The 25,676-nt window shown below is 53.4% G+C and carries 22 protein-coding genes; 11 read left to right on the plus strand and 11 right to left on the minus strand.

What is annotated here, in order from left to right; translation table 11 throughout:
* The first annotated feature begins 2 nt into the window (after window positions 1–2).
* From FDX24_RS09030 to araD, 7 genes are all read left to right on the plus strand, one after another.
* Window positions 3–467 (plus strand): YhcH/YjgK/YiaL family protein, encoded by a 465-nt coding sequence (locus FDX24_RS09030; protein WP_137364163.1) that lies wholly within the window; start codon window positions 3–5, stop codon window positions 465–467.
* Between the two features lie 13 nt (window positions 468–480).
* A complete protein-coding gene (locus tag FDX24_RS09035; protein ID WP_137364164.1) occupies window positions 481–1,413 on the plus strand; it encodes a DUF4862 family protein in 933 nt (310 codons plus the stop codon).
* A 31-nt stretch (window positions 1,414–1,444) separates the two neighbouring features.
* Window positions 1,445–2,764, plus strand: a complete 1,320-nt coding sequence (locus FDX24_RS09040; RefSeq protein ID WP_005120509.1) for an MFS transporter — start codon at window positions 1,445–1,447, stop codon at window positions 2,762–2,764.
* Between the two features lie 97 nt (window positions 2,765–2,861).
* On the plus strand, window positions 2,862–4,364 hold the full coding sequence (locus FDX24_RS09045) for an FGGY-family carbohydrate kinase (protein ID WP_137364165.1): 1,503 nt from the start codon (window positions 2,862–2,864) through the stop codon (window positions 4,362–4,364).
* On the plus strand, window positions 4,364–5,026 hold the full coding sequence (ulaD, locus tag FDX24_RS09050) for a 3-keto-L-gulonate-6-phosphate decarboxylase UlaD (protein WP_137364215.1): 663 nt from the start codon (window positions 4,364–4,366) through the stop codon (window positions 5,024–5,026). The genes FDX24_RS09045 and ulaD overlap by 1 nt, the downstream gene beginning before the upstream one ends.
* Window positions 5,019–5,879 carry an L-ribulose-5-phosphate 3-epimerase gene (locus FDX24_RS09055; protein WP_137364166.1) on the plus strand — a complete coding sequence of 287 codons (861 nt, stop codon included), beginning with the start codon at window positions 5,019–5,021 and terminating at the stop codon, window positions 5,877–5,879. The genes ulaD and FDX24_RS09055 overlap by 8 nt, the downstream gene beginning before the upstream one ends.
* Complete coding sequence (gene araD, locus FDX24_RS09060; RefSeq protein ID WP_061066807.1) at window positions 5,873–6,568, plus strand: L-ribulose-5-phosphate 4-epimerase; 696 nt, start codon at window positions 5,873–5,875, stop codon at window positions 6,566–6,568. The genes FDX24_RS09055 and araD overlap by 7 nt, the downstream gene beginning before the upstream one ends.
* Window positions 6,569–6,572: 4 nt before the next feature.
* Here araD and FDX24_RS09065 read toward each other — a convergent pair whose 3' ends face one another.
* Window positions 6,573–7,388, minus strand: coding sequence for a helix-turn-helix domain-containing protein (locus tag FDX24_RS09065; protein ID WP_137364167.1), 816 nt, complete (start codon window positions 7,386–7,388; stop codon window positions 6,573–6,575).
* 252 nt (window positions 7,389–7,640) lie between these two features.
* Between FDX24_RS09065 and FDX24_RS09070 the strand changes: the two genes are divergently transcribed.
* Window positions 7,641–9,041, plus strand: a complete 1,401-nt coding sequence (locus FDX24_RS09070) for an MFS transporter (RefSeq protein WP_137364168.1) — start codon at window positions 7,641–7,643, stop codon at window positions 9,039–9,041.
* Window positions 9,042–9,051: 10 nt separating this feature from the next.
* Complete coding sequence (locus FDX24_RS09075) at window positions 9,052–11,007, plus strand: glycoside hydrolase family 127 protein (RefSeq protein ID WP_137364169.1); 1,956 nt, start codon at window positions 9,052–9,054, stop codon at window positions 11,005–11,007.
* A gap of 92 nt (window positions 11,008–11,099) precedes the next feature.
* On the opposite strand, the gene FDX24_RS09080 is transcribed toward FDX24_RS09075, so the two are convergent.
* Window positions 11,100–11,840, minus strand: a complete 741-nt coding sequence (locus FDX24_RS09080) for a MipA/OmpV family protein (protein WP_101743231.1) — start codon at window positions 11,838–11,840, stop codon at window positions 11,100–11,102.
* Between the two features lie 121 nt (window positions 11,841–11,961).
* Here FDX24_RS09080 and FDX24_RS09085 point away from each other — a divergent pair, with 121 nt between their 5' ends.
* Entirely contained in the window at window positions 11,962–12,906 is a 945-nt protein-coding gene (locus FDX24_RS09085; protein WP_048213686.1) for a LysR family transcriptional regulator, read from the plus strand.
* A 25-nt stretch (window positions 12,907–12,931) separates the two neighbouring features.
* Here the strand turns inward: FDX24_RS09085 and FDX24_RS09090 are convergent, their stop codons facing one another.
* The 9 genes from FDX24_RS09090 to FDX24_RS09130 form a co-directional block, all read right to left on the minus strand.
* Entirely contained in the window at window positions 12,932–14,068 is a 1,137-nt protein-coding gene (locus FDX24_RS09090) for an HlyD family secretion protein (protein ID WP_137364170.1), read from the minus strand.
* Between the two features lie 5 nt (window positions 14,069–14,073).
* Window positions 14,074–14,397: a DUF3302 domain-containing protein gene (locus FDX24_RS09095; protein ID WP_101742495.1), complete on the minus strand. Its 324-nt coding sequence runs from the start codon at window positions 14,395–14,397 to the stop codon at window positions 14,074–14,076.
* Window positions 14,398–14,581: 184 nt separating this feature from the next.
* Window positions 14,582–16,120 (minus strand): aldehyde dehydrogenase AldB, encoded by a 1,539-nt coding sequence (gene aldB, locus FDX24_RS09100; protein ID WP_048213689.1) that lies wholly within the window; start codon window positions 16,118–16,120, stop codon window positions 14,582–14,584.
* 92 nt (window positions 16,121–16,212) lie between these two features.
* Window positions 16,213–17,364: an L-threonine dehydrogenase gene (gene yiaY / locus FDX24_RS09105; protein WP_137364171.1), complete on the minus strand. Its 1,152-nt coding sequence runs from the start codon at window positions 17,362–17,364 to the stop codon at window positions 16,213–16,215.
* A gap of 188 nt (window positions 17,365–17,552) precedes the next feature.
* Window positions 17,553–19,397 carry a selenocysteine-specific translation elongation factor gene (selB, locus tag FDX24_RS09110; RefSeq protein ID WP_137364172.1) on the minus strand — a complete coding sequence of 615 codons (1,845 nt, stop codon included), beginning with the start codon at window positions 19,395–19,397 and terminating at the stop codon, window positions 17,553–17,555.
* The gene (selA, locus tag FDX24_RS09115) at window positions 19,394–20,785 is read right to left on the minus strand and encodes an L-seryl-tRNA(Sec) selenium transferase (RefSeq protein WP_101742498.1); all 1,392 of its coding nucleotides are present in this window, start codon (window positions 20,783–20,785) and stop codon (window positions 19,394–19,396) included. Before selA ends, selB begins: the two co-directional genes overlap by 4 nt.
* A 98-nt stretch (window positions 20,786–20,883) precedes the next feature.
* A complete protein-coding gene (locus FDX24_RS09120; RefSeq protein WP_048213693.1) occupies window positions 20,884–21,492 on the minus strand; it encodes a glutathione S-transferase in 609 nt (202 codons plus the stop codon).
* Between the two features lie 98 nt (window positions 21,493–21,590).
* Complete coding sequence (locus FDX24_RS09125) at window positions 21,591–22,727, minus strand: HlyD family secretion protein (RefSeq protein ID WP_101742499.1); 1,137 nt, start codon at window positions 22,725–22,727, stop codon at window positions 21,591–21,593.
* Between the two features lie 2 nt (window positions 22,728–22,729).
* On the minus strand, window positions 22,730–23,092 hold the full coding sequence (locus FDX24_RS09130; RefSeq protein ID WP_061066819.1) for a DUF3302 domain-containing protein: 363 nt from the start codon (window positions 23,090–23,092) through the stop codon (window positions 22,730–22,732).
* 533 nt (window positions 23,093–23,625) lie between these two features.
* Between FDX24_RS09130 and mtlA the strand changes: the two genes are divergently transcribed.
* Complete coding sequence (mtlA, locus tag FDX24_RS09135) at window positions 23,626–25,542, plus strand: PTS mannitol transporter subunit IICBA (protein WP_137364173.1); 1,917 nt, start codon at window positions 23,626–23,628, stop codon at window positions 25,540–25,542.
* Window positions 25,543–25,676: the final 134 nt, after the last annotated feature.

Genomic DNA, 25,676 nt, shown 5'->3' on the forward strand with positions numbered 1-25,676 from the left:
GTATGATCTTTGGACATATCGCTCAGCCTAACCCATGTCGTTTACCCGCGGCGATTGAAAGGGCGCTCGACTTTCTGCGTAGCACAGACTTCCGCAAACTGGAGCCGGGCGTGGTGGAAATCGACGGTAAAAATATCTTCGCGCAGGTTATCGATTTAACCACGCGTGATGCTGCCGAAAATCGCCCGGAAGTGCATCGCCGCTATCTGGATATTCAATTTCTGGCCTGGGGCGAAGAGAAAATCGGGATCGCTATTGATACCGGGAATAACCCAATCAGTGAATCGTTATTAGAACAGCGCGATATTATTTTTTATCACGCCAGCGAACATGAATCGTTTATTGAAATGATTCCAGGAAGCTACGCCATATTTTTCCCGCAGGATGTTCACCGCCCTGCATGTCATAAAACTGTCGCCACGGCGATCCGCAAAATAGTTGTGAAGGTTGCTATTTCAGTTTTATAAAAAGGAGCACAACATGAGCGTTAATAATGCCGGTTATATTATCGGTGCGTACCCCTGTGCACCCTCATTTCACCAAAAGAGTGAAGAGGAAGAGAAGGAATTCTGGCGACAGCTCGCCGATACCCCGGATATTCGCGGTCTGGAGCAGCCCTGCCTTGAACATCTTCACCCGTTAGGCGACGAATGGTTATTGCGCCATACGCCGGGCGACTGGCAAATCGTGGTCACCGCCATTATGGAAACCATGCGCCGTCGCGGCACAAACAGCGCTTTTGGGCTGGCTTCCAGCGACGAAGAACAGCGTAAAGCCTGCGTGGCGTATTACCGTCATCTGCAGCAAAAAATCAACCATATCAATGCGACCCACGCCGGAAAAGTGATTGCGCTGGAGCTGCATGCCGCACCCAATGCCAGCAATCCAAATGTTGCGCAGGCCACCGATGCGTTTGCCCGTTCGCTGAAAGAGATTACCTCCTGGGACTGGTCCTGCGATCTGGTGCTGGAACATTGCGATGCCATGACCGGCATTGCGCCGCGCAAAGGCTTTCTGCCGTTAGACAATGTGCTGGAGGTCATTGCCGGGTATGACATCAGCGTGTGCATTAACTGGGCGCGATCGGCCATTGAAGGACAGAACCCCGCCCTGGCGTTGACCCACACGCAGCAGGTCAAACGGGCTGGAAAACTGGGTGCGCTGATGTTCTCCGGTACCACTATCACAGGAGACTACGGTGAGTGGCAGGACTTACACGCCCCGTTTGCCCCATTCTGCCCACAAAGCCTGATGACCACCGACCATGCCCGCGAATTATTCGCCTGCGCAGAAGCCGAACCATTGCAATTTGCCGGTATTAAATTGCTGGAAATAAACGCCAATGCAGATGTGAACCATCGCGTAGCAATATTGCGCGACGGTATCGCGACGTTAAATAAAGCAAAAATATAAAAATAAAATACTACTCTACGAGAATATTAATATGAACATGACCTCTCGCCCTACACTCAAAGATATACCCCGTCAGCGCTGGCTGCGGATTATTCCACCTATTTTAATCGCCTGTATTATTTCTTATATGGACCGCGTCAATATCGCCTTCGCGATGCCGGGCGGAATGGATGCCGAATTAGGTATTTCCGCCACCATGGCGGGACTGGCTGGCGGTATTTTCTTTATCGGTTATCTGTTTTTACAAGTTCCCGGCGGAAAAATTGCCGTTCACGGCAGCGGCAAGAAATTTATCGGCTGGTCGCTGGTTGCCTGGGCGGTTATTTCCGTCCTCACGGGGTTAATCACTAATCAGTACCAACTGCTGGTTCTGCGCTTTTTACTCGGCGTTGCCGAAGGCGGCATGCTGCCGGTGGTGCTGACGATGATCAGTAACTGGTTCCCCGACGCCGAGCGTGGTCGCGCCAATGCGATTGTGATTATGTTTGTGCCGATTGCCGGGATCATTACCGCTCCGCTCTCGGGTTGGATTATCACCGTTCTCGACTGGCGCTGGCTGTTCATCATTGAAGGTTTGCTTTCCGTCGTTGTACTGGTGTTGTGGGCCTATACCGTTTACGACCGTCCGCAGGAGGCGCGCTGGATCTCTGAGGCCGAGAAAAATTACCTGGTCGAAACGCTGGCCGCCGAGCAAAAAGCCATTGCCGGAACGGAAGTCAAAAATGCCTCTCTGGGCGCGGTGCTTTCCGATAAAACCATGTGGCAGCTCATCGCGCTGAACTTCTTCTATCAGACCGGGATTTACGGTTACACCCTGTGGCTGCCGACCATCCTCAAAGAGTTGACGCACAGCAGCATGGGACAGGTCGGTATGCTCGCCATTCTGCCGTACGTCGGGGCCATTGCCGGGATGTTCCTGTTCTCGTCTCTCTCTGACCGCACCGGCAAACGCAAGCTGTTCGTCTGCCTGCCGTTGATTGGCTTTGCTCTGTGCATGTTCCTCTCCGTGGCGCTGAAAAATAACGTCTGGCTGGCTTATGCCGCGCTGGTCGGCTGCGGCTTCTTCCTGCAATCAGCAGCGGGCGTGTTCTGGACCATTCCGGCACGTTTGTTCAGTGCGGAAATGGCCGGGGGCGCACGTGGGGTCATCAACGCGCTGGGCAACCTCGGCGGCTTCTGCGGTCCTTATGCGGTCGGCGTACTCATCACCCTGTACAGCAAAGATGCGGGGGTTTACTGCCTGGCTATCTCACTGGCTCTGGCCGCGCTGATGGCGCTGCTGCTGCCAGCCAAATGCGACGCCGGTGCCGCTCCGCTAAAGACACTGAATCCACATAAACGTACAGCATAAAACAATGCCCGGTGGCGCTTCGCTTACCGGGCCTACAGGTAGCAACCGTCGTAGGCCGGATAAGCGTAGCGCCATCCGGCAAAAATGAGATAACAAGATGAGTGAGAAAGAGACCTTCTGGCTGGGTATTGATTGTGGCGGTACGTATCTGAAAGCCGGGTTGTATGACGCCAAAGGTCATGAGCATGGCATTAACCGGCAATCGTTGCAGACCGCATCGCCATTGCCCGGTTACGCCGAACGCGATATGCACCAGTTGTGGCAACAGTGTGTCGCCACGATCGCCGGGCTGTTAGCGCGCACCGGCGTCTGCGGCGATCAAATCAAAGGCGTCGGTATTTCCGCTCAGGGCAAAGGCCTGTTCCTCCTCGATAAGCAGGATAAACCGCTGGGCAATGCCATCCTCTCTTCCGACCGCCGGGCGCTGGACATCGTTCAGCGCTGGCAGCAGGATGGGATCCCTGAGCAGCTCTACCCGGTTACCCGCCAGACGTTGTGGACCGGGCACCCGGCATCATTGCTGCGCTGGGTGAAAGAGAATCAACCCCAACGTTACGCGCAAATTGGCTGCGTGATGATGGGCCATGACTATCTGCGCTGGTGCTTAACCGGTGTTAAAGGCTGCGAAGAAAGCAATATCTCCGAGTCGAACCTCTACAACATGACTACGGGTCAGTACGACCCGCGCCTGACCCAGTGGCTGGGCATCAGTGAGATCGACAATGCGCTGCCGCCGATTGTCGGCTCAGCAGAAATATGCGGGGAAATCACCGCTCAGACAGCCGCCATAACCGGTCTGGCGGCGGGCACGCCCGTCGTCGGCGGACTGTTTGATGTGGTTTCCACCGCACTCTGTGCCGGTATCGAAGATGAATACACCCTCAACGCGGTGATGGGAACCTGGGCCGTCACCAGCGGGATCGCGCACGGCCTGCGCGACCACGAGGCCCATCCCTATGTCTATGGGCGCTATGTCAACGACGGGCAGTACATCGTTCACGAAGCCAGCCCGACCTCTTCCGGCAATCTGGAATGGTTTACCGCCCAGTGGGGCGAACTCTCTTTTACTGAGATCAATCAGGCCGTTGCCAGCTTACCGAAAGCTGGTAGCGATCTTTTCTTCCTGCCCTTTTTGTACGGCAGCAACGCCGGGCTGGAGATGACCAGCGGCTTTTATGGCATGCAGGCGATACACACTCGCGCCCACTTATTGCAGGCCATCTACGAAGGCGTGGTTTTCAGCCACATGACCCACCTCAACCGCATGCGCGAACGCTTTACGCAGGCGCATACCCTGCGCGTCACCGGCGGCCCGGCGCACTCCGACATCTGGATGCAGATGCTGGCAGACGTCAGCGGTTTACGTATCGAATTGCCGCAGATTGAAGAGACCGGTTGCTTTGGCGCTGCGCTCGCCGCCCGCGTCGGCACCGGCGTTTATTCCAACTTCAGCGACGCCCAGCGCAGCCTGGAGCACCCGGTGCGCACGTTATTGCCGGACGCCGCCGCGCAGGCGAGCTACCAGCGTAAATACCGCCAATACCTGGATTTAATTACCGCACTACAGGGCTACCACGCCCGCATTAAGGAGCACGAATGATGAGTCGACCATTACTGCAACTGGCGCTCGACCACACCAGCCTTGAAGCCGCACAACGCGACGTCGCGCTGCTACAAGAGAGCGTCGATATCATTGAGGCGGGGACGATTCTCTGCTTAACCGAAGGGCTTGCCGCCGTGAAAGCCCTGCGCGCTCAGTGCCCGAATAAAATCATCGTCGCCGACTGGAAAGTGGCCGATGCGGGCGAACCCCTCGCGCAGCAAGCCTTTGGAGCAGGTGCCAACTGGATGACCATCATCTGTGCTGCGCCGCTGGCGACGGTAGAGAAAGGTCATGGCGTCGCGCAGTCCTGCGGCGGCGAAATTCAGATGGAGCTGTTCGGTAACTGGACGCTGGATGATGCCCGCGACTGGTATCGCGTTGGCGTTCGCCAGGCGATTTACCATCGTGGCCGCGATGCGCAGGCCAGCGGACAACAGTGGGGAGAAGCGGATCTGGCGCGCATGAAGGCGCTTTCTGATATTGGTCTGGAACTGTCGATTACCGGTGGGATCACGCCCGCCGATCTGCCGTTGTTCCGCGAAATTAACGTCAAAGCTTTTATTGCCGGGCGTGCGCTGGCGGGAGCGCAAAACCCAGCGCAGGTTGCTGGCGAATTCCATGCGCAAATCGACGCCATCTGGGGAACACAGCATGCGTAATCATCCATTAGGTATCTATGAAAAAGCACTGGCGAAAGACCTCTCCTGGCCGGAGCGTCTGGTGCTGACGAAAAGCTGCGGTTTTGATTTCGTCGAAATGTCGGTGGATGAAACCGATGAGCGTCTGTCGCGTCTCGACTGGAGCCCGGCTCAGCGCGCCTCGCTGGTTAGCGCAATGCTGGAAACCGGCGTGGCGATCCCGTCAATGTGCCTGTCAGCCCACCGTCGTTTTCCCTTTGGCAGCCGCGATGAGGCCGTGCGTGAGCGGGCGCGAGAAATAATGAGCAAAGCCATTCGCCTGGCGCGCGATTTAGGCATTCGTACCATTCAACTGGCAGGTTACGACGTCTATTACGAAGAACATGACGCAGGCACGCAGCAGCGCTTTGCCGAAGGACTGGCATGGGCAGTGGAGCAGGCTGCCGCTGCGCAGGTGATGCTGGCGGTAGAAATCATGGATACCGCGTTTATGAACTCGATCAGCAAGTGGAAAAAGTGGGACCAGATGTTGTCCTCGCCGTGGTTCACCGTCTATCCGGACGTGGGCAATCTAAGCGCCTGGGGGAATGATGTCACTGCCGAATTGACGCTGGGCATTGACCGTATCGCTGCTATCCACCTGAAAGACACGCTGCCGGTAACCGAAACCCATCCGGGCCAGTTTCGCGATGTGCCGTTTGGCGAAGGGTGCGTGGACTTTGTTGGCATCTTCAAAACGCTGCATCAGCTGAACTATCGCGGGTCGTTTCTGATTGAAATGTGGACTGAAAAAGCGAAAGAGCCGGTACTGGAAATTATCCAGGCACGGCGCTGGATAGAAGCACGCATGCAGGAAGGAGGATTTCCATGTTAGAACAACTGAAAGCCGAGGTGCTGGCGGCCAATCTGGCGCTTCCGGCTCATGGCTTAGTCACCTTTACCTGGGGCAACGTCAGCGCAGTGGATGAAACACGTAAACTGATGGTGATTAAGCCATCCGGCGTGGAATATGAGGTGATGACCGCCGACGATATGGTGGTGGTGGATATTGCCAGCGGCAACGTGGTGGAAGGCAGTAAAAAACCGTCGTCCGACACGCCAACACATCTGGCGCTGTATCGTCGTTATCCCCAGATCGGCGGGATCGTCCATACCCATTCTCGCCACGCGACGATCTGGTCGCAGGCGGGTCTGGATCTCCCGGCATGGGGCACCACCCATGCCGATTATTTCTATGGTTCTATTCCGTGTACGCGTCTGATGACCGCTGAAGAGATCAACGGCGAATATGAATATCAAACCGGAGAGGTGATCGTTCAGACCTTCGAGCAGCGCGATCTCAATCCGCTGCAGGTTCCGGCGGTATTGGTGCACTCCCACGGACCGTTCGCCTGGGGTAAAGACGCGGCAGACGCGGTGCATAACGCCGTGGTGCTCGAAGAGTGCGCCTACATGGGGTTGTTCTCTCGCCAGTTAGCCCCGCAGTTGCCGGATATGCAGTCTGAGTTGCTGGATAAACATTATCTGCGCAAACACGGGGCGAATGCGTATTACGGACAATAACGGGTCAGGCGCTATTGATATGTTCTTTGCAATAGCGCCGTTTCCACGCCGCGGGCGTCAGGCTGGTGTGTTTGCGAAAGATTTTGCGAAAATAGCCCACGTCATTAAACCCACATTTCATCGCCACTTCGGTAAGCGACAACGAGTCACTGATCAACAGTTTTTCTGCCGCCCTTACCCGCTGACGGTGCAACGCTTCGGTTAGCGTCAGCCGGAAAGCGCCACGGAAAACGCGCCCCAGATAATCCGCATTGCAATGCAGCTCTTTCGCCAACGTTGAGGCGGAAATCGGCAGGTGAAACTGAGTATGTATAATTTGTTGGGCCTTCCATGCCAGCGCATTCCCGGGGCTGTCGGCGGGTTGCTCGCTGGCAGCCGCAGAGATTTGCTGCAAAATCAGCAGCAGGATCAGTTCCAGCGCCATGCTGCGATGTATATTTTCCTGCTCGCGTAAGAACTGGCGAAACAGCGAAATAATATATTGTGGCTCGCTCACCCGGGTATGTTGAGGGATAGCAAGTAACGGTTCCGTTATTGATGCGTCGCTTTCTGCCGTCACCTCAAAATGCAGCCAGTAAAATTTCAAATCAGCCGGAAATTGCCCAACGCCAATATGCAAGCGCTGCGGCCACAGCAGCAAACTTTCCCCAGCATTCACGCAAAAAACCGTATGGTCTTCGCGAATCGTTAATGTCCCGGTTTCGACAAAGATGATTTCCCAGGAGTGCAATTGCCGCGCCGGATGGCTACCCACGCCTCGGGAAATAAATAACCCACCATTTTGCACTTTAATCGGAAGAGACATGGATAATTCGAGCATATATATTCAAATTCCCGCTTCTTACATTATTTAAACTGCTCTTTACCATTGATTATTCACGACAAACCTAATTTCCGCCGGATCGAAATCACATTTTTATAATGAAGTCGGAATTGTCATCTTTTTATACTTTTCTCTTCCCTTGTTGACCCAAACATTTCGTGCAGAATAAATAACGTATTTTGCAAATTACAAACAAATAACCCGCAACGTAGCGGGATACTTTCTGAACATCCTCTCCGGGAGTTATTTATGACTTCGGCTCCGATTACGACAAGCGATTTAGCGCATCGTGCGCAAGACGATAAATTATCTCTGCGTGAAAAGATTGGTTATGGATTAGGCGATGCGGGTGGGACGGTCATTACCTGCCTGATCATGAACTTCCTGACATTTTTCTACACCGATGTCTTCGGGTTAACGCCTGCGCTGGTCGGCACATTATTTATTGCTTTGCGTGTATTTGACGCCATTTCCGACCCCATCATGGGCGTGCTGGCCGACCGTACGCAAAGCCGTTGGGGGCGCTTTCGCCCGTGGCAACTGTGGGTCGCGGTTCCCATTGGCATCATTGGCGTACTCACTTTTACCGTCCCGGACGCCAGCATGGGCATAAAAATCGCCTGGGCGTTCGGTACCTATCTGCTGCTCTCCGTCGGCTATACCGCCATCAACGTGCCGTACTGTGCGCTGATCAATACGATGACGACCCGCCATAACGAGGTGATCGCCTGTCAGTCCTGGCGCTTTGTGCTGTGCGGCGTGGCGGGATTCCTGGTCTCTGTTGGCCTGCCGTGGATGGTGGATGCTCTCGGTCAGGGTAATGCCGCGCAGGGTTATCAGTTTGGCGTGGGCATCCTGTGTGCCATCGCGGTGGTGATGTTCCTGTGCTGCTTCTTCTGGGTACGCGAGCGTGTGCCACTGGCAATGATGGGAAAATTTACCCTGCGTGAGCACATTGGCGGGCTGCGCAAAAATGACCAGTTGCTGCTGATGCTGGTGATGTCTTTCCTGCTGATTAACGTCTTCAATATTCGTGGCGGCGGGTACATGTATTTTATTACCTACGTGCTGGAAGGTAGCACCGCTTATACGTCGCTGTTTTTCACCATGGTGACCTTTGCGTCCCTCATCGGTTCAGTGATCGTCAGCCCCCTGACCCGTCGCATCGATACCGTCAAACTCTATTACTACACCAACCTGGTACTGGCCGCGCTGGCGGTAATGATGTGGTTCCTGCCAACCGGCCCGGCTTATCAGACGCTGTGGCTGGCGGTGATCCTCGGTAATGGCATTATTTTAGGCTTCACGCTGCCGTTGCACTTCTCGCTGATGGCCTTCGCCGACGATTACGGCGAGTGGAAAACCGGCGTGCGTTCCTCCGGCATGAATTTCGCCTTCAATCTGTTCTTCATCAAGCTGGCCTGGGCCTCAAGTGCGGGGATCATCAGCCTGCTGTTTATTTTTGTCGCCTATCAGCCGGGCGCCGGTAATCAAACCGCCAGTTCGCTGCAAGGGATTACTGCGATGGAAACGCTGCTGCCCGCGCTGTTCCACCTGCTGCTGGCGCTATCTGTCCGCATCTGCAAACTCAATAACCCGATGATGTCGCGTATTTCCACCGATCTGCGTCAGCGTCATGTACAGCCTTAAGGAGCACGAAATGAACGTACTGGAAGTCGACCTGCATAAGCTCACCGTCAGCGATCCGTTCCTCGGACAATATCAGCAGTTGGTGCGCGATGTAGTGATCCCCTATCAGTGGGATGCGCTCAATGACCGCATTGCAGAGGCGGAACCCAGCCATGCGATAGAGAATTTCCGTATCGCCGCAGGTCTGCAGGATGGCGAGTTTTACGGCATGGTTTTTCAGGATAGCGACGTGGCGAAATGGCTGGAGGCCGTTGCCTGGTCGCTGTGCCAGAAACCCGATGCGGAACTTGAGAAAACGGCCGATGAAGTCATTGAACTGGTGGCGGCCGCCCAGTGTGAAGATGGCTATCTCAATACTTACTTCACGGTGAAAGCCCCGAATGAACGCTGGACCAACCTCGCCGAGTGTCATGAGCTGTACTGCGCCGGTCATTTAATTGAAGCGGGCGTCGCGTTCTTCCAGGCGACGGGAAAACGCCGTTTGTTAGAGGTGGTGTGTCGCCTGGCGGATCACATCGACAGCGTGTTTGGACTCGGGGAGAATCAACTGCGCGGCTACCCCGGACACCCGGAAATCGAGCTGGCGCTGATGCGCTTGTACGAAGTGACCCAGCAACCTCGCTATATGGCGCTGGTAAATTACTTTGTTGAGCAGCGCGGCGCACAGCCTCATTTCTACGACGAAGAGTACGAAAAACGCGGAAAAACCTCTTACTGGCACACCTACGGCCCGGCGTGGATGGTGAAGGACAAGCCCTACAGCCAGGCACATCAGCCTATTTCAGAACAGCAAACTGCTATCGGTCATGCGGTACGCTTTGTCTACCTGATGACCGGCGTGGCGCATCTGGCACGCTTAAGCCAGGACGAAGGCAAGCGTCAGGATTGCCTGCGTCTGTGGAAAAACATGGCCCAGCGCCAGTTGTATATTACCGGCGGGATCGGCTCGCAAAGCAGTGGGGAGGCATTTAGCAGCGATTACGATCTGCCCAACGACTCCGTGTACGCGGAAAGCTGCGCCTCAATCGGCCTGATGATGTTCGCCCGCAGAATGCTGGAAATGGAGGCCGACAGTCAGTATGCCGACGTGATGGAGCGCGCGCTGTACAATACGGTACTTGGCGGCATGGCACTCGACGGCAAGCATTTCTTCTACGTTAATCCGCTGGAAGTGCACCCTAAATCATTAAAATTTAATCATATTTATGACCACGTGAAGCCCGTTCGTCAGCGTTGGTTCGGCTGCGCCTGCTGTCCACCGAATATCGCCCGTGTGTTAACCTCAATTGGTCATTACCTCTACACGCCACGTCAGGACGCGCTGTATATCAATATGTACGTGGGCAATAGCATGGAGGTCCCTGTTGCAAATGGCTCGCTTAAGCTACGTATTAGCGGGGATTACCCATGGCATGAACAAGTAAAAATCGCCATCGAATCATCGCAGTCGGTGTATCACACCCTCGCTCTGCGCCTGCCAGACTGGTGCTCCGCGCCACAGGTTTTGTTGAATGGTCAGCCGGTTGAGCAGGATATTCGCAAAGGCTACTTGCACATCAGCCGGACCTGGCAGGAAGGCGATACGCTCAGTCTGACCCTGCCGATGCCGGTGCGCCGGGTGTACGGAAATCCACTGGTGCGCCATGTGGCAGGGAAGGTCGCTATTCAACGTGGGCCGCTGGTGTATTGCCTGGAGCAGGCCGACAACGGCGAGGAGTTGCATAACTTGTGGCTACCAAAAGAGAGTGAGTTCAGAGTATTCGAGGGTAAGGGGCTGTTCAGCCATAAGATGTTAATTCAGGCTGAAGGTGTGAAGCAAAGTCGCGCCGACGCGACGCAGCAATCCTTGTGGCACTATGATGTTTCACCGGCTTCGCGTCAGGCGCATACCCTGACGTTTATTCCGTGGTTTAGCTGGGCGAACCGTGGTGAAGGCGAAATGCGTATCTGGGTAAATGAGCGGTAAGTGAAAACGTGCCGGATGGCGACGCTTCACGTCTTATCCGGCCTGCAACACTGAAAAAATTGCCCTCCTCCATGAGGACAAACGGGTGAGAATCAGAAGCGCCAGCTCACCCCTGACAGGAAAGTGAAGCTGTCATCGCGATCGACCATTGGGCTATTTTTAATATCATCCGGCAACACGCTATAGTTAGCGCTGGCCAACAGCGTCAGGTTGCTGGTCAATGCATATTTAGCGGACAGGCCAACATAGGGCGTCCAGCTATCGCCAGGGGAATAACTTGATAACCCGCTACGGCGGGATTCATTGCCAGAGATGCCGTAATAATATTGGTTAAAGTTTTCGTCATAGTAGAGCACGCCAACAGCCGGGGTCAGCGTCAGCTTGCCCATCGGCATTTGGCGGAACAGAGACGCTTCTCCTACCCAACCGTTGCTGTTGTCCAGCACATCTGCCGCCGCGGAGACTTTCACGCTGCCCCATTTTTCATGGTGATACCATGCTGCACCCGCCATCGCGGTAGCGTCACGCTTGTCCAGCTTTTTCATCGCCTGGTCGTCGTTATCACCTGGATCAAACTCAAGCGGCATATATGAGGCAGTAATGCTAAATTCATTGCTTTCGTTTTTTGAAAGAATATAACCTAACGTTGTTTGCCTAAAATAAAATGATTCACTTTCATAACTGACAAGCGGTACTGCGTGAACATTATCATTATATCCACGATAAGGAGATTCATTATATACAGCGCCACCGCCAATAGAAAATTCTGCGGCTGTCGCACTCGCCATAAAAGAAAAGGCAAATAGTGCCACAATATTGCTTTTAATTAACATGCCAACATTCCATTTTAAAATAAGCTACAAAGCGCGTGCATAATAATGCTTACAATTTCATCGGTGCAACATCCATATTTATATAGTAATATATAAAAAATTATATATATCGGGCTTGGCGATGAATAAATTACAACTTAAACACCGGGAACTGAAGATTATTTCGGTAATCGCTGCCAGTGAAAACATCAGCCACGCAGCGACCATCCTCGGCATTGCACAAGCCAACGTCAGTAAGTACCTTGCTGATTTTGAATCAAAGGTTGGATTAAAGGTGTTTGACCGCACCACCCGACAGTTGACCCTCACGCCGTTTGGTACTGCGCTGCTCCCTTACATCAATGACATGTTAGACCGAAACGATCAGTTGAATAATTTCATTGCTGATTATAAGCACGAAAAACGCGGCCGGGTAACGGTATATGCGCCAACCGGGATTATTGCTTACCTGTCGCAACATGTTATCGCAAAAATTCAGAATATCGGCGACATTAGCCTCTCACTGAAAACATGTAATCTTGAACGGAAAGCATTTTATGAAGGCGTCGACTTTCCTGATGATTGTGATGTTTTAATCACCTATGCGCATCCCAAAGACGAATCATTGGTCGCCAGTTTTATTACTAAATATGCAGTAACGGCCTTTGCCAGCCCGGAATATATTAGCACTCATCCTATAAGCGGCCCTGAAGATCTTGAACAGCACTCTTGTATTCTGATTGATTCCATGATGATCGACGATGCCAATATTTGGCGATTTACCTCCACCGGTGGCAAAGAGATGCACGACTACCGCGTGACGGGAAATTACGTCTGCGACAACACACAGTCTGCACTGGCGCTGGCTCGAAACCATCTGGGCATTGTTTTTGCGCCGAATACGAGCGTGCAAAAGGATGTTCAGGTCGGGTTGCTGGTCCCGTGTTTTTCTGAACAACATGAATGGTGGCTGGATCTGGTAGCGATTTTCCGCAAGCGTGAGTATCAGCCCTGGCGGGTGCAGTATATTCTTGATGAGATGTTGGCTGAGATTCGCCGGCAGCTTACTCAGTCGCTGGAGCAGTAGACTGAGCAAGCAAAACAGCCTGGGTTTAATGATCGAGATACAGGTAATGCACCCAACTGGTCATTCGCAACAAGACTTTGCGCATGACTGACACATGTTCGAAGTGGTCAGAATAAACCGCGACCTGCGCGTAAATCCCGTCAGGTAACGCGCTAACCTCCGCATTATCATTCAGCTCAATCGTGGCGATCACCCCTTCAGAACCGGGCGTAGAATTTAAGGATTGCAGCGCCCCGTTCGACTGGTATGTACCACCCGGTACGGCCGGACTGATAGCAGCCAGTTTACCGCTAAATACTTTACCCGGCAGGGCGTTAAACACCACTTCCGCTTCATCGCCTGGCTCCAGTCGCAGCAGCGAGTTTTGACGGAACTGGGCGATAATTTGCCGTTTTTGATCCGGGATAAACACCATCACCGGGCGCATAGGCAGTGCGGCGGCATAGGTTCCCGGACGCATCAGCACCTGCGTCACATAGCCATCGCTGGGCGCGCGAACCACGGTCTGGTCCAGATTGAACTCCGCTTCTGCTAACTGTGCTTTCAGGCTGGCAATTTGTGAATTTTCCCCCAGCACCAGGCTGTCTAACTGACTCTGGATTTGCTGTTGTTCCGCAATGGAGGACTTCACCGATGCTTCCTGCGCCAGATAGTTTTGCCGCGCCGCGTCGATATCGCGTTCAGAAAAAGGATTCACCTTCGCCTGGCTTCCCTGCGCATAGCGCTGATAATCTTTCGCCAGCTTGTCACGGGTAGCCTTTGCCCGTTGCGTGTTGGCTTGCATTTCATCCAGTTGCGCAGCAAGAACCTGCTCTTTATGCTGTGCGGTGACAATATCGGCTTTCAGACGATCGACCCGCGCCTGATAACGCCCCGGATTAAGTTTGAATAGCACCTCGCCTTTTTTGATCAGTGTATTCTTCTTATCTGTCACTTCCGTCACGACACCCGTTACCTGCGGCACTACGGGAATAGAAATTACCGCCTTTTGCGCCTTAAAGGTATACGGATGATTATAATTCATCAGTAATATCAGTCCGCACACAATAAATATACCGCCCAATGCTGCGGTAGGTACTGTCCATTTATTGACAGGAATTTTAAAAATCTTAAATATTGACCATGCACACGCTACATAGGTCAGAACAATCAGTAAATCCATCGATATTACTCCGCCGCAGAGGTCTTCACCTCACCTAGTTTCTTTTCCAGATCGGCAACCCTTGCCTGCAGCTGGATCAGGGAAGAATCCGCGCTCTGCATGCCCCATCCGCGCTCCGGGCGATAAAGCGTTGCCCAGATCCATAAAAAGGGCCAAATAACATGTAAGGTAAACAAACTCACCCAACCCGCAACATGTATTGCGTCGGCATGAGGATGATTACGTTTTTTTGCAATCAGATAGGGAATATCATGCAGAATAATAACCCCATAAAAAATGACCAGGAATACAAAAATAAGCACTCCTAATGCAAAATAATCAAGAAACATATTTGCCTCAGAGATTGGAATAACAAGTAAGAATTCTATTTGGATTTAAAAATAGATTGGAGGATAGTAGATGAATATGTACATGGAGTGCAATTATCTTGTTTATATAACGACATATGGGTTTTTATATAACTGCAGAATAAAGATATGCCCGGCGCAAAACCGGGCAATAAGTGACGAGAAATTAAAACAGTCCCAGTGGTTTATCCGAGTAGCTCACCAGCAGGCACTTGGTTTGCTGATAATGCTCGAGCATCATTTTGTGTGTCTCGCGCCCGATGCCCGACTGCTTATAGCCGCCGAACGCGGCGTGAGCCGGGTAAGCGTGGTAACAGTTGGTCCAGACACGGCCAGCCTGAATACCGCGTCCCATCTTGTATGCCAGATTGCCGTTGCGACTCCAGACGCCAGCGCCGAGTCCATATTGCGTGTCATTGGCGATTTCCAGCGCCTCTTCCATGGTTTTGAAGGTCGTGACCGCCAGCACCGGGCCGAAGATCTCTTCCTGGAAAACCCGCATGTTGTTCTTACCAAACAGAATGGTTGGTTCGAGGTAATAACCCTCTTTTAACTCACCATCCAGGTGCTTGCGCCGCCCGCCGGTGAGAACATCTGCACCTTCTTTCTTACCAATGTCGATGTAATTCAGAATAGTTTCCAGTTGACCATGCGACACCTGCGCGCCCATCTGCGTCACGCTGTCTAACGGATTACCGCTACGAATACTCTCCACGCGGCGAATGGCCCTTTCCATAAAACGTTCATAAATGGATTCCTGAACCAGCGCACGACTCGGACAGGTACACACTTCGCCCTGGTTGAAGGCAAACAATGCAAAACCTTCCAGCGCTTTGTCAAAGAACGCATCTTCTTCATCCATCACGTCCGCGAAGAAGATATTGGGTGACTTGCCGCCCAGTTCCAGCGTGACAGGAATAATGTTCTGCGTGGCGTACTGCATGATCTGCTGCCCAACTTCCGTTGAGCCGGTAAACGCCACTTTCGCAATACGTTTTGACGTCGCCAGATACTCACCAATTTCCCCACCCGCGCCGTTTACCACGTTCACCACGCCAGGCGGGAGCAGATCGCCGATGACTTCCATCAGCAACAGCACGGACAGCGGCGTCAGGCGCGCAGGTTTAAGCACTACGCAGTTCCCCGCAGCCAGCGCAGGCGCCATCTTCCAGCTGGCCATCAGCAGGGGGAAGTTCCACGGAATAATTTGTCCTACCACACCAAGAGGCTCATGGAAGTGATAAGCCACGGTTTCGCTATCAACCTCGCTGATTCCCCCTTCCTGCGCACGAATACAGGAGGCAAAATAGCGGAAATGGTCAATTGCCAGCGGCACATCTGCCGCACTGGTTTCACGGATAGGTTTACCGTTATCCCAGGTTTCAGCCGTCGCCAGCAGCTCCAGATTTTGCTCCATACGATCGGCAATTTTGAACAGAATCGCCGCCCTGTCCTGCACGGATGTCTGCGCCCACTTGTCTTTTACTTTGTGCGCGGCATCCAGTGCCAGATCGATATCCTTTTTGCCGGAAGAGGCCACTTCGCACAGTAATTGCCCGGTAACTGGCGTCAGGTTCTGGTAATACTCACCGTCCACTGGTGCAACCCAGTCGCCGCCGATAAAGTTATCGTATCGGGCCTTTAACTTCAGAGGGTAACCATACTCGCCGGGATAAATACGCGTTGAAGGGGGGTTGTTGGTCATGACCGTCTCCTTGCTGTAGGGGTACTACAAGGGTAGACGGGGCTGGCGAATTATTCGCCAGCCTTTTACTGCTTTACGACAGGTATCACGAATTACATGGCAGCACGATAAATCGCCATGATTTCTTCATGTGTCGCCTGGATCGGGTTAGTAAAACCACAGGCATCTTTCAGAGCGTTGGTCGCCAGAACAGCAAAATCTTCTTCCTTAACGTTCAGCTCACGCAAACCTGCCGGAATATTCACTTTCTGCGCCAGTTCGCGGATTGCCGCGATACAGGCTTCGGCTCCTTGCGCATCGTTCAATCCAGCCACGTCGACGCCCATTGCCGCAGCACAATCGCGCAGACGAGCTGCGGCCACCTTGCTATTGAAGACCTGAACGTGCGGCAGCAGTACCGCATTGCAGACACCGTGCGGCAGGTCGTAGAAACCACCCAACTGATGCGCCATCGCGTGAACGTAACCCAGAGAGGCGTTGTTGAATGCCATACCTGCGAGGAACTGTGCGTAAGCCATGGCTTCGCGCGCCTGAGCATTGGCGCCATCTTCCACGGCGATCGTCAGGTTCTCGGCAATCATCGTCACGGCTTTAAGCGCACATGCATCGGTGATCGGCGTTGCCGCAATCGACACGTAGGCTTCGATAGCGTGGGTCAGCGCATCCATACCGGTTGCCGCTGTCAGGGACTTCGGCATACCGACCATCAGCGAAGAATCATTGACGGACAGCAGCGGTGTAACGTGCTTATCGACAATCGCCATTTTGGTGTGGCGTACTTCGTCGGTAATGATGCAAAAACGGGTCATTTCAGATGCCGTTCCCGCCGTCGTGTTAATGGCAATCATCGGCAACTGCGGTTTTGCAGAACGGTCGACACCTTCGTAATCACTAATATCGCCGCCGTTAGCCGCCACCAGCGCAATCCCCTTCGCACAATCGTGTGGGGAACCGCCACCGAGGGAAATTACGCTATCACAGGCATTTTCTTTCAGCATTTGCAGACCTGCGGCAACGTTGCTGGTTGTCGGATTAGGATGCGTACCATCATAAATTACGCTGAAAATATCACGTTCCTGCAGCGCTTTTTGAATTTCACTCGCCATACCTAATTTCGCCAGCATGGCATCCGTGACAATTAACGTACGACGAAAACCATATTCCGCCATTGTATTCATTGCATCTTTTAATGAACCAGCGCCAATTACATTCACGGAAGGAATAAAAAATGTTGAAGCAGCCATTGTACGATCCTTAATTACTCAAAAGAGGCAGGAAGCATACGAGTGATAATCCCAACAAAATATGATCGTGGTTGTTATTTTAATAACATTGAAAATTAAAAAGCACATTAGGTTCATAATCTAATGTGCTTATTTCAATCAATATCTATTTTGTATTAATTCATTTAATTTTTGAATTAATTGTTTCATTACTTTTCGGGAAACAGTAATGCATCGCGTAATAAATGATCATTTCCCCGACGACGCGTAAAACCAATACGGTCAAAATATTCCAGAATCTGAATAGCCAATTTACGCCCGACGTTAAGCCTGTCGCGGAAATCGGTAGCGCAGGTCGATCCTCTCTCCTGATCCAGTTCGCGGATCAGATTCGCAAAGGCCACAATCCGATCATTACGGTAATAACGATCTTTGACGATCGCCGTAATAATGCCCTGCTGCGCCGCCTGCCGTAGCGCCAGACGCATCGCCTGCTCGTCCGTAGCCGTGGTTTTCGCCAGATCCCGCACCCACCACGGCTCATCACCAAACAGAGGTTCTACTTTTTGCCAGATAGCCCGCTGCTCATCGCTAAAACCGGCCTTATGATCCGGCAAATGTAGCCAGCCATGATGGCTATCAATAGCGCCGCTATCGCGCATCTTTTCAATCAGCAGCAGGACCAGCGCTTCATCTTCCATCGGCAGGGCCATACGACGCAGGCGTTCACGTCCAGGTCCCGGCTCATCACGGTGCTGTTCATGGTAGGTCGCCAGCGTATCCAGAATCTTACGCTGCCAGCGTGCAGCAACGGGCGCATTCAACAGACTATACCCGGCGCGAATAAATCCATGTTGCTCAATCAACGGACGCATGCCGTCGCCATTGAGCTGGCGTGCCCATGCGAAATCGGGAATATTCACCGCCCCGCGAGTCAGATGCAATGCCAGCGCTTCGCCGTCATTCTGCGCATTTTCCAGCGCCGACAGCCACTGTAAATACTCCGGCTTACGCTTCCCACGACGCGGTGGATTCAGCGTCACGACACGTGCGCCTGCCAGCGTCGTACGGGCAGAAATATCACGCAGCACCAGCCTGTCGTTATCAGCCAGCCACAGCGGCGTATCAAATACCAGTTCCGCCAGCGTCCCTTCGAGCAGTGAGATACGTCCGGTCACGTGGCTGGCCGCGTGGTGGATATGCAGCGGCTGCCACTGCATCAGCGGAGCCGAGTGTTCTAAAGAGACAATGACGCGTGAGAAGGCCTCTGGCGGCGCATCTGCAAGCAGCCAGTCACCACGGTTAATCTCTTCTTTTTGCGCATCACCGACAATGTTCAGCGCAATTCGCTGTCCGGCGTGAGCGTATTCGGTCGGCTGATTTTGCGCATGCAGGCTACGTACGCGCATCGGTTTGTTGACGCCCGTAAGCCACAACGCATCCCCGACGTTCACTTCTCCGCTGAGCGCCGTTCCCGTTACGACCAGACCTGCGCCTTTTACCGTGAAAGCGCGGTCAATCGCCAGGCGGAAGGTGTGATCGCGAGCCAGTTCACGCGGCGTCAACTGCAGCAAGTGGTCACGCAGCGCTTCGATACCACGGCCTTCACCGGCGGCAGTTACGAACAGTATCGCATCGGCAAAACCATAGTTACCCAGCGTGGTTTGCACCTCGGCACGTACTTCGTCAATGCGTGCTTCATCGACGCGATCGGCTTTTGTGAGCGCCACGGTAAGCTGTGGGTTGCCCGTCAGTTGCAGGATTTGCAAGTGTTCACGCGTTTGCGCCATCACGCCGTCATCACACGCCACCACCAGCAGCGCGTGGTCGATACCACCGACACCCGCCAGCATGTTGGACAGAAACTTTTCGTGACCAGGGACATCGATAAATCCCAGTACCCGCCCGTCCGGCTGCGGCCAGTAGGCATAGCCGAGGTCGATAGTCATACCGCGCTTTTTTTCTTCCGGCAGCCGGTCGGCATTCACGCCGGTAATCGCCTGTAATAACGTTGTTTTTCCGTGGTCAACGTGTCCGGCGGTCGCAATAATCATTTCAGCATCATCTCCATAAACCGGGTCTCGTCTTCAAGGCAGCGCAGATCCAGCCACAAGCGGCCATCATAAATTCGCCCAATGACCGGCACGGGCAGCAAACGCCAGCGGGCGGCCAGCGCTTCGAGGCGGCTTCCACGCCCGTCATGGGGGGTAAAGGTTAATGCCGCGCTCGGCAGCCTATCAACTGGTAGCGAGCCGCTGCCAATCTGCGACAGGCAAGGCATGACAGTCAACGCAAACTCGGCACCATAATGTTCTGTCAATTGTGCTTGTAATCGTAGCGCCTGCGCGTGGACAGCCTCTTTCGTGCGCGTGAGCTGGCGTAACGTCGGCAACTTCTCCGCCAGCGCTTCCGGGTGCAGATAGAGCCGCAGCGTTGCTTCCAGCGCTGCCAGCGTCATTTTATCAGCCCGTAACGCGCGTTTCAGCGGATGGCTCTGTAAGCGGGCGATCATCTCTTTTTTACCGACGATAATCCCGGCCTGCGGCCCGCCCAGCAGTTTGTCACCAGAGAAACTCACCAGGCTCACACCTGCGGCAATGAGCTGCTGCGGCATCGGTTCCTGCGGCAAACCATACTGACTGAGATCGACCAGCGAGCCGCTACCCAGATCCGCCACTACCGGCACATCCAGTTCCTGACCAATGGCGGCCAGCTCAGCTTCATCAACCGAGCTGGTAAAGCCTTCAATGCTGTAATTACTGGTATGGACTTTCATCAGCAGACCGGTGTTTTCATTCACCGCCTGACGGTAATCTTTCGCATGGGTCCGGTTGGTGGTGCCAACCTCGCGCAGGATACATCCGGCCTGGCACATCACGTCGGGAATACGAAACGCGCCGCCAATTTCTACCAGCTCGCCGCGCGAAACGACCACCTCTTTGCCGTTGGCCGTGGCGGCCAGCATCAGCAGAACCGCAGCGGCATTATTATTGACAATACAGGCATCTTCCGCGCCGGTCAGGCGGCAGAGTAGATCCGCCAGCGCCCGATCCCGATGTCCACGTCCGGCATCATCCAGGCTGTATTCCAGCGTCACCGGCGTACGCATCGCCTGCACCACCGCAGCAATCGCCTCCTCAGCTTGTGATGCACGCCCAAGATTGGTATGCAGCACCGTTCCGGTCAGGTTAATCACCGGACGTAGCGCGCTTTGCGATTCTCGTTCCAGCCGGGCGCTGGCCTCTTGCGCCCAGTCTTCCCCCCATGCTGGAAGCGCCTGCGTGTCGCGAATCGCTTCTCTGGCTTCATCGAGCATATGACGAAGCAGATCCACCACGCGGGTATGACCGTGGGACTCACGTAAGACCTGGAAAGCGCTATCGCGCAGTAAACGATCGATAGCAGGAAGCTGGCTGTAGAGTGAACGCATGTCGGTTGTCATGAAAGGGCCTGGCTGTTGGTGGCCCTCTCCACCGTGGAGAGGGATATCGATATAGGAAGGATTGTACCGTGACTTTGCTCAGGCGGGTATTATCTGCATCAAGCCTTTGGCGGTTCCGTACGGGCAAAACTTTCGCGTTGAAAGAGTGTTTCCACCAGTTTGACCAGACGTGGACGGTCCACACACCAGCCAGGCGCAACCCGACGAAAATTGAGATAGCCCACGGCACAAGCAATCGCAATCGTTGCCAGATTAACCGTATCCGTTTTCAGCGTACCGTCCGCCAGATAACCTTCCAGCACATCCAGGCTGCGGGTAATTTTTTCGCGCTGGCGTAGCAATTCAGTTTCTGACTGCTGCGCAGCGGGGCGAGCCTGTTCGCGCACCGAGACTAATCCCGCATCCATAATACCGTCGGCCAGCGCTTCCAGTTGACGAACTTTGAGTGCCGCCAGCGGCTCACGCGGCAGCATTGCGGGTGCAATATCCAACAACTCTATATATTCAGCAATGATCGGAGAATCAAACCAGTACTCTCCCTTATCGGTGACCAGCGCGGGCACTTTTCCCAATGGATTGTATCGCGCCACGCCGCTATCCGCGTTATAGGGGAGTTCATTAACGAATTCGAAGGTGATGCCCTTTTCCAGCAACAGAATAGAAATTTTACGCACAAAAGGGCTGGTATAGCTGCCAATGAGTTTCATGCCGTGTCCTTTTTGCCAACAAAAAAGCGATGTCCAACGAATATCTGGACACCGCTTAGTATGGCTCAGGCCACGACAAATGGCAGGTGATGCTGGTCTCAATGATCCAAATAAAGATAATGCATCCAACTGGTCATACGCAGCAGCACTTTACGCATCACCGAAACGTGGGCGAAATGGTCGGAATAGACCGCCACCTGGGCATAGATACCGTCCGGTAGTGCATCCACATCTGCATTGGGAGCCAGTTCAATCGTGGCCAGCACGCCATCGGTACCCGGCACCACCGTCAGAGACTGCAATGCTCCCTGGGCCTGATAAGAACCGCCCGGTACAACCGGCAGAATGCTGGTGAGCTTGCCGGGGAATACCTGGCCTGGCAGCGCGTTGAAGACCACTTCCGCTTCATCACCCGGTTTAAGACGCAGCAACGAGTTCTGGCGGAATTGCGCCACGATTTGCCGTTTTTGTTCCGGAATAAACACCATCACCGGGCGCAGAGGCAGCGCGGCGGCGTAGGTTCCGGGCCGAATAAGCACCTGCGTAACATAGCCGTTGCTGGGGGCTCGGACGATAGTCTGCTCAAGATTGTATTTGGCTTCAGCGAGCTGAGCGCGCAGGGACGCAACCTGAGATTGCTCTCCGTTGACCATACTGTCTAACTGACTCTGAATCTGCGTCTGTTCGGCAACGGAACCTTTTACCAGCGCGTCCTGTGCCAGATAGTTCTGCCGGGCGTTGTCGATATCGCTTTCAGAGAAGGGATTAACCTTCGCCTGGCTGCCCTTCAAATAGCGTTGATAATCTTTATACAGGCGGTCGCGTTCAGCGGAAACGCGGGTGGTATTGGCGACGGCTTCAGAAAGTTGGGCTTTCAGATTGTCGATATTGTGCGTGGCGGTCACCAGATCGGCTTGCAGTCGGTCCACTCGCGCCTGATAACGCACGGGATCGAGTTTAAATAACACCTCGCCTTTTTTAATCAGTTGATTATTTTTATCTGTCACTTCACTCACAATTCCAGTGACCTGCGGGGTAACAGGTATTGAAATAACCGCCTTTTGCGCCGTAAAGGTATACGGGTGGTTATAGTTCATTAATAAGATGAGTCCCGCCACAATAAACACCCCACCTAATGCGGCTGTGGCAAGCGTCCATTGGTTTACCGGAATACGGAATATTTTAAAGATGGCCCAGGCAAATGCCACGTAAGTCAGGACAATCAACAAATCCATGATCAAATCTCCGGAAAGGTGGAGTTATCGTCTTTTTTCTCCCCAGCCAGCCTTTTTTCTAACTGGGTAATGCGCGCTGCCAGCGCGGCAATTTCAGGGTCTTGTTCCTTTCCGGTCGGCGTAATGTGTGACTGCATCCCCCAGCCTCGTTCTGGCTGATAGAGCGTGGCCCAGATCCACAGAAACGGCCAGATAACGTGCAGCGTAAATAAGCTCACCCAACCTGCCGTATGGATGGCATCGGCATGGGGATGGTTGCGCTTCTTAGCCATGTTATAGGGAATATCATGGATGGCGATGATTCCGTAAAACAGAACCAGAAAAACGAAGATCAGCACACCTAACGCGAAATAGTTTAGAAACATACCCGCCTCGTATTCACGCTAATCAGAGCTTTCAATTGCAGGCAGCCGAAAGGAGTCATGGCTGATAATTTGAACATAATTGCAGTTAGTCATTTCCGCCATACCACCAGGGTATAAATTTGCAGGTGAACGACTCGCGGGGTAGCAGCAAGAAATGGGAGATGAAACAGAATCCGCGTCAGATCACATCAGGAGAAATCCTGGCAAATATTTATTGCGAAGTAGATCACAAATACCCAACAAACAGCCAAAGCAAAAACGTGAACAACTTCACATTTAAGTGCCTTTTCCAGCCTATTTCCGCGTAATGATGTTTTTTTATACCGGTGTTTTGTGATCGAAATCACATTAAGTAATGCCGTAAACCCTATATTTACGTGACATTGATCACATTAAAAGTCATCGACTGGACAGTTGAACGATTCAGTGCCAGATTTCGCAGTATCTACAGGGTCCGGCTACCTCCTGCCGCTACATTAACAAACCTCGGGCTTTCAGCCTGCGCGATAGCAAACATAAGAAGGGGTGTTTTTATGTCATCCGATATTAAGATCAAGGTGCAAAGCTTTGGTCGATTCCTCAGCAACATGGTGATGCCAAATATCGGCGCGTTTATCGCGTGGGGTATTATCACCGCATTATTCATTCCGACAGGGTGGTTGCCGAACGAAACGCTGGCGAAGCTGGTCGGCCCGATGATCACCTATCTGCTGCCGCTGTTGATCGGTTATACCGGTGGTAAGCTGGTTGGCGGCGAACGCGGCGGCGTAGTGGGCGCGATTACCACCATGGGCGTGATCGTCGGTGCTGATATGCCGATGTTCCTCGGTGCGATGATCGCAGGTCCGCTGGGCGGCTGGGCTATCAAGCATTTCGACGGCTGGGTAGACGGTAAGATCAAGTCCGGTTTTGAGATGCTGGTGAATAACTTCTCCGCTGGCATCATCGGGATGATCCTCGCCATTCTGGCATTCCTTGGCATTGGCCCATTGGTTGAAGCACTGTCCAAAATTCTGGCGGCAGGCGTTAACTTCATGGTTGTCCATGACATGCTGCCGCTGGCGTCTATCTTCGTTGAACCGGCGAAAATCCTGTTCCTCAACAACGCCATCAACCACGGTATTTTCTCACCGCTGGGCATTCAGCAGTCCCATGAGATGGGTAAATCCATCTTCTTCCTGATTGAAGCTAACCCGGGTCCGGGTATGGGCGTTCTGCTGGCATACATGTTCTTCGGTCGCGGCAGCGCTAAGCAGTCTGCAGGCGGCGCGGCTATCATCCACTTCCTGGGTGGTATCCACGAAATTTACTTCCCGTACGTGCTGATGAACCCGCGTCTGATCCTGGCCGTTATCCTCGGCGGTATGACTGGCGTATTTACGCTGACTATCCTGAACGGTGGTCTGGTGTCTCCGGCCTCTCCGGGTTCTATCCTGGCCGTACTGGCAATGACGCCGAAGGGCGCTTACTTCGCCAACATCGCGGCAATTTGTGCGGCAATGGCGGTCTCCTTTGTGGTCTCGGCGATTCTGCTGAAAACCAGCAAAGTGAAAGAAGAAGATGACATTGAAGCCGCAACCCGTCGTATGAACGACATGAAAGCGGAATCCAAAGGCGCATCTCCGCTGGCAGCGGGCGACGTGACCAACGACCTGAGCCATGTGCGTAAAATCATCGTCGCCTGCGATGCCGGCATGGGTTCCAGTGCCATGGGTGCGGGCGTACTGCGTAAGAAAGTGCAGGATGCCGGTCTGTCGCAGATTTCCGTCACCAACAGCGCGATTAACAATCTGCCGCCGGATGTGGATCTGGTCATTACCCACCGTGACCTGACCGAACGCGCGATGCGCCAGGTGCCTCAGGCACAGCACATTTCGCTGACCAACTTCCTCGACAGTGGCCTGTACTCCAACCTGACCGAACGTCTGGTCGCTGCACAGCGCCACAACGTGAACGAAGAGAAAGTCCGCGGCCACCTGAAAGATAGCTTTGAAGAGAGTGATACCCACCTGTTCAAACTGGGTGCGGAGAATATCTTCCTGGGCCGTAAAGCCACCAACAAAGAAGAAGCGATTCGCTTTGCCGGTGAGCAACTGGTGAAAGGCGGCTATGTTGAGCCAGAGTACGTCGAGGCGATGCTGGACCGCGAAAAACTAACCCCGACTTACCTCGGCGAGTCCATCGCTGTACCGCACGGTACGGTTGAAGCCAAAGACCGCGTGCTGAAAACCGGCGTGGTGTTCTGCCAGTATCCGGAAGGCGTACGCTTCGGCGAAGAAGAAGACGATATCGCCCGTCTGGTCATTGGTATCGCTGCACGTAACAACGAGCACATCCAGGTGATTACCAGCCTGACCAACGCGCTGGATGACGAATCCGTGATCGAACGTCTGGCTCATACCACCAGCGTGGATGAAGTTCTGGCGCTGCTGGCGGGTAAAAAAGCTTAACGGTTAAGTATCTCCAAAATAGTTCGAGCTGCAGGAAGGCGGCAACGCAGTGAATCCCCAGGAGCGTACATAAGTACGTGACTGGGGTGAGCGAGGAGAGCCAACGCATCTGCAGTTCGAAATATGAAGGCGAT

The sequence above is a fragment of the Citrobacter sp. wls716 genome, from assembly GCF_005280975.1.
Lineage (GTDB): Bacteria > Pseudomonadota > Gammaproteobacteria > Enterobacterales > Enterobacteriaceae > Citrobacter > Citrobacter youngae.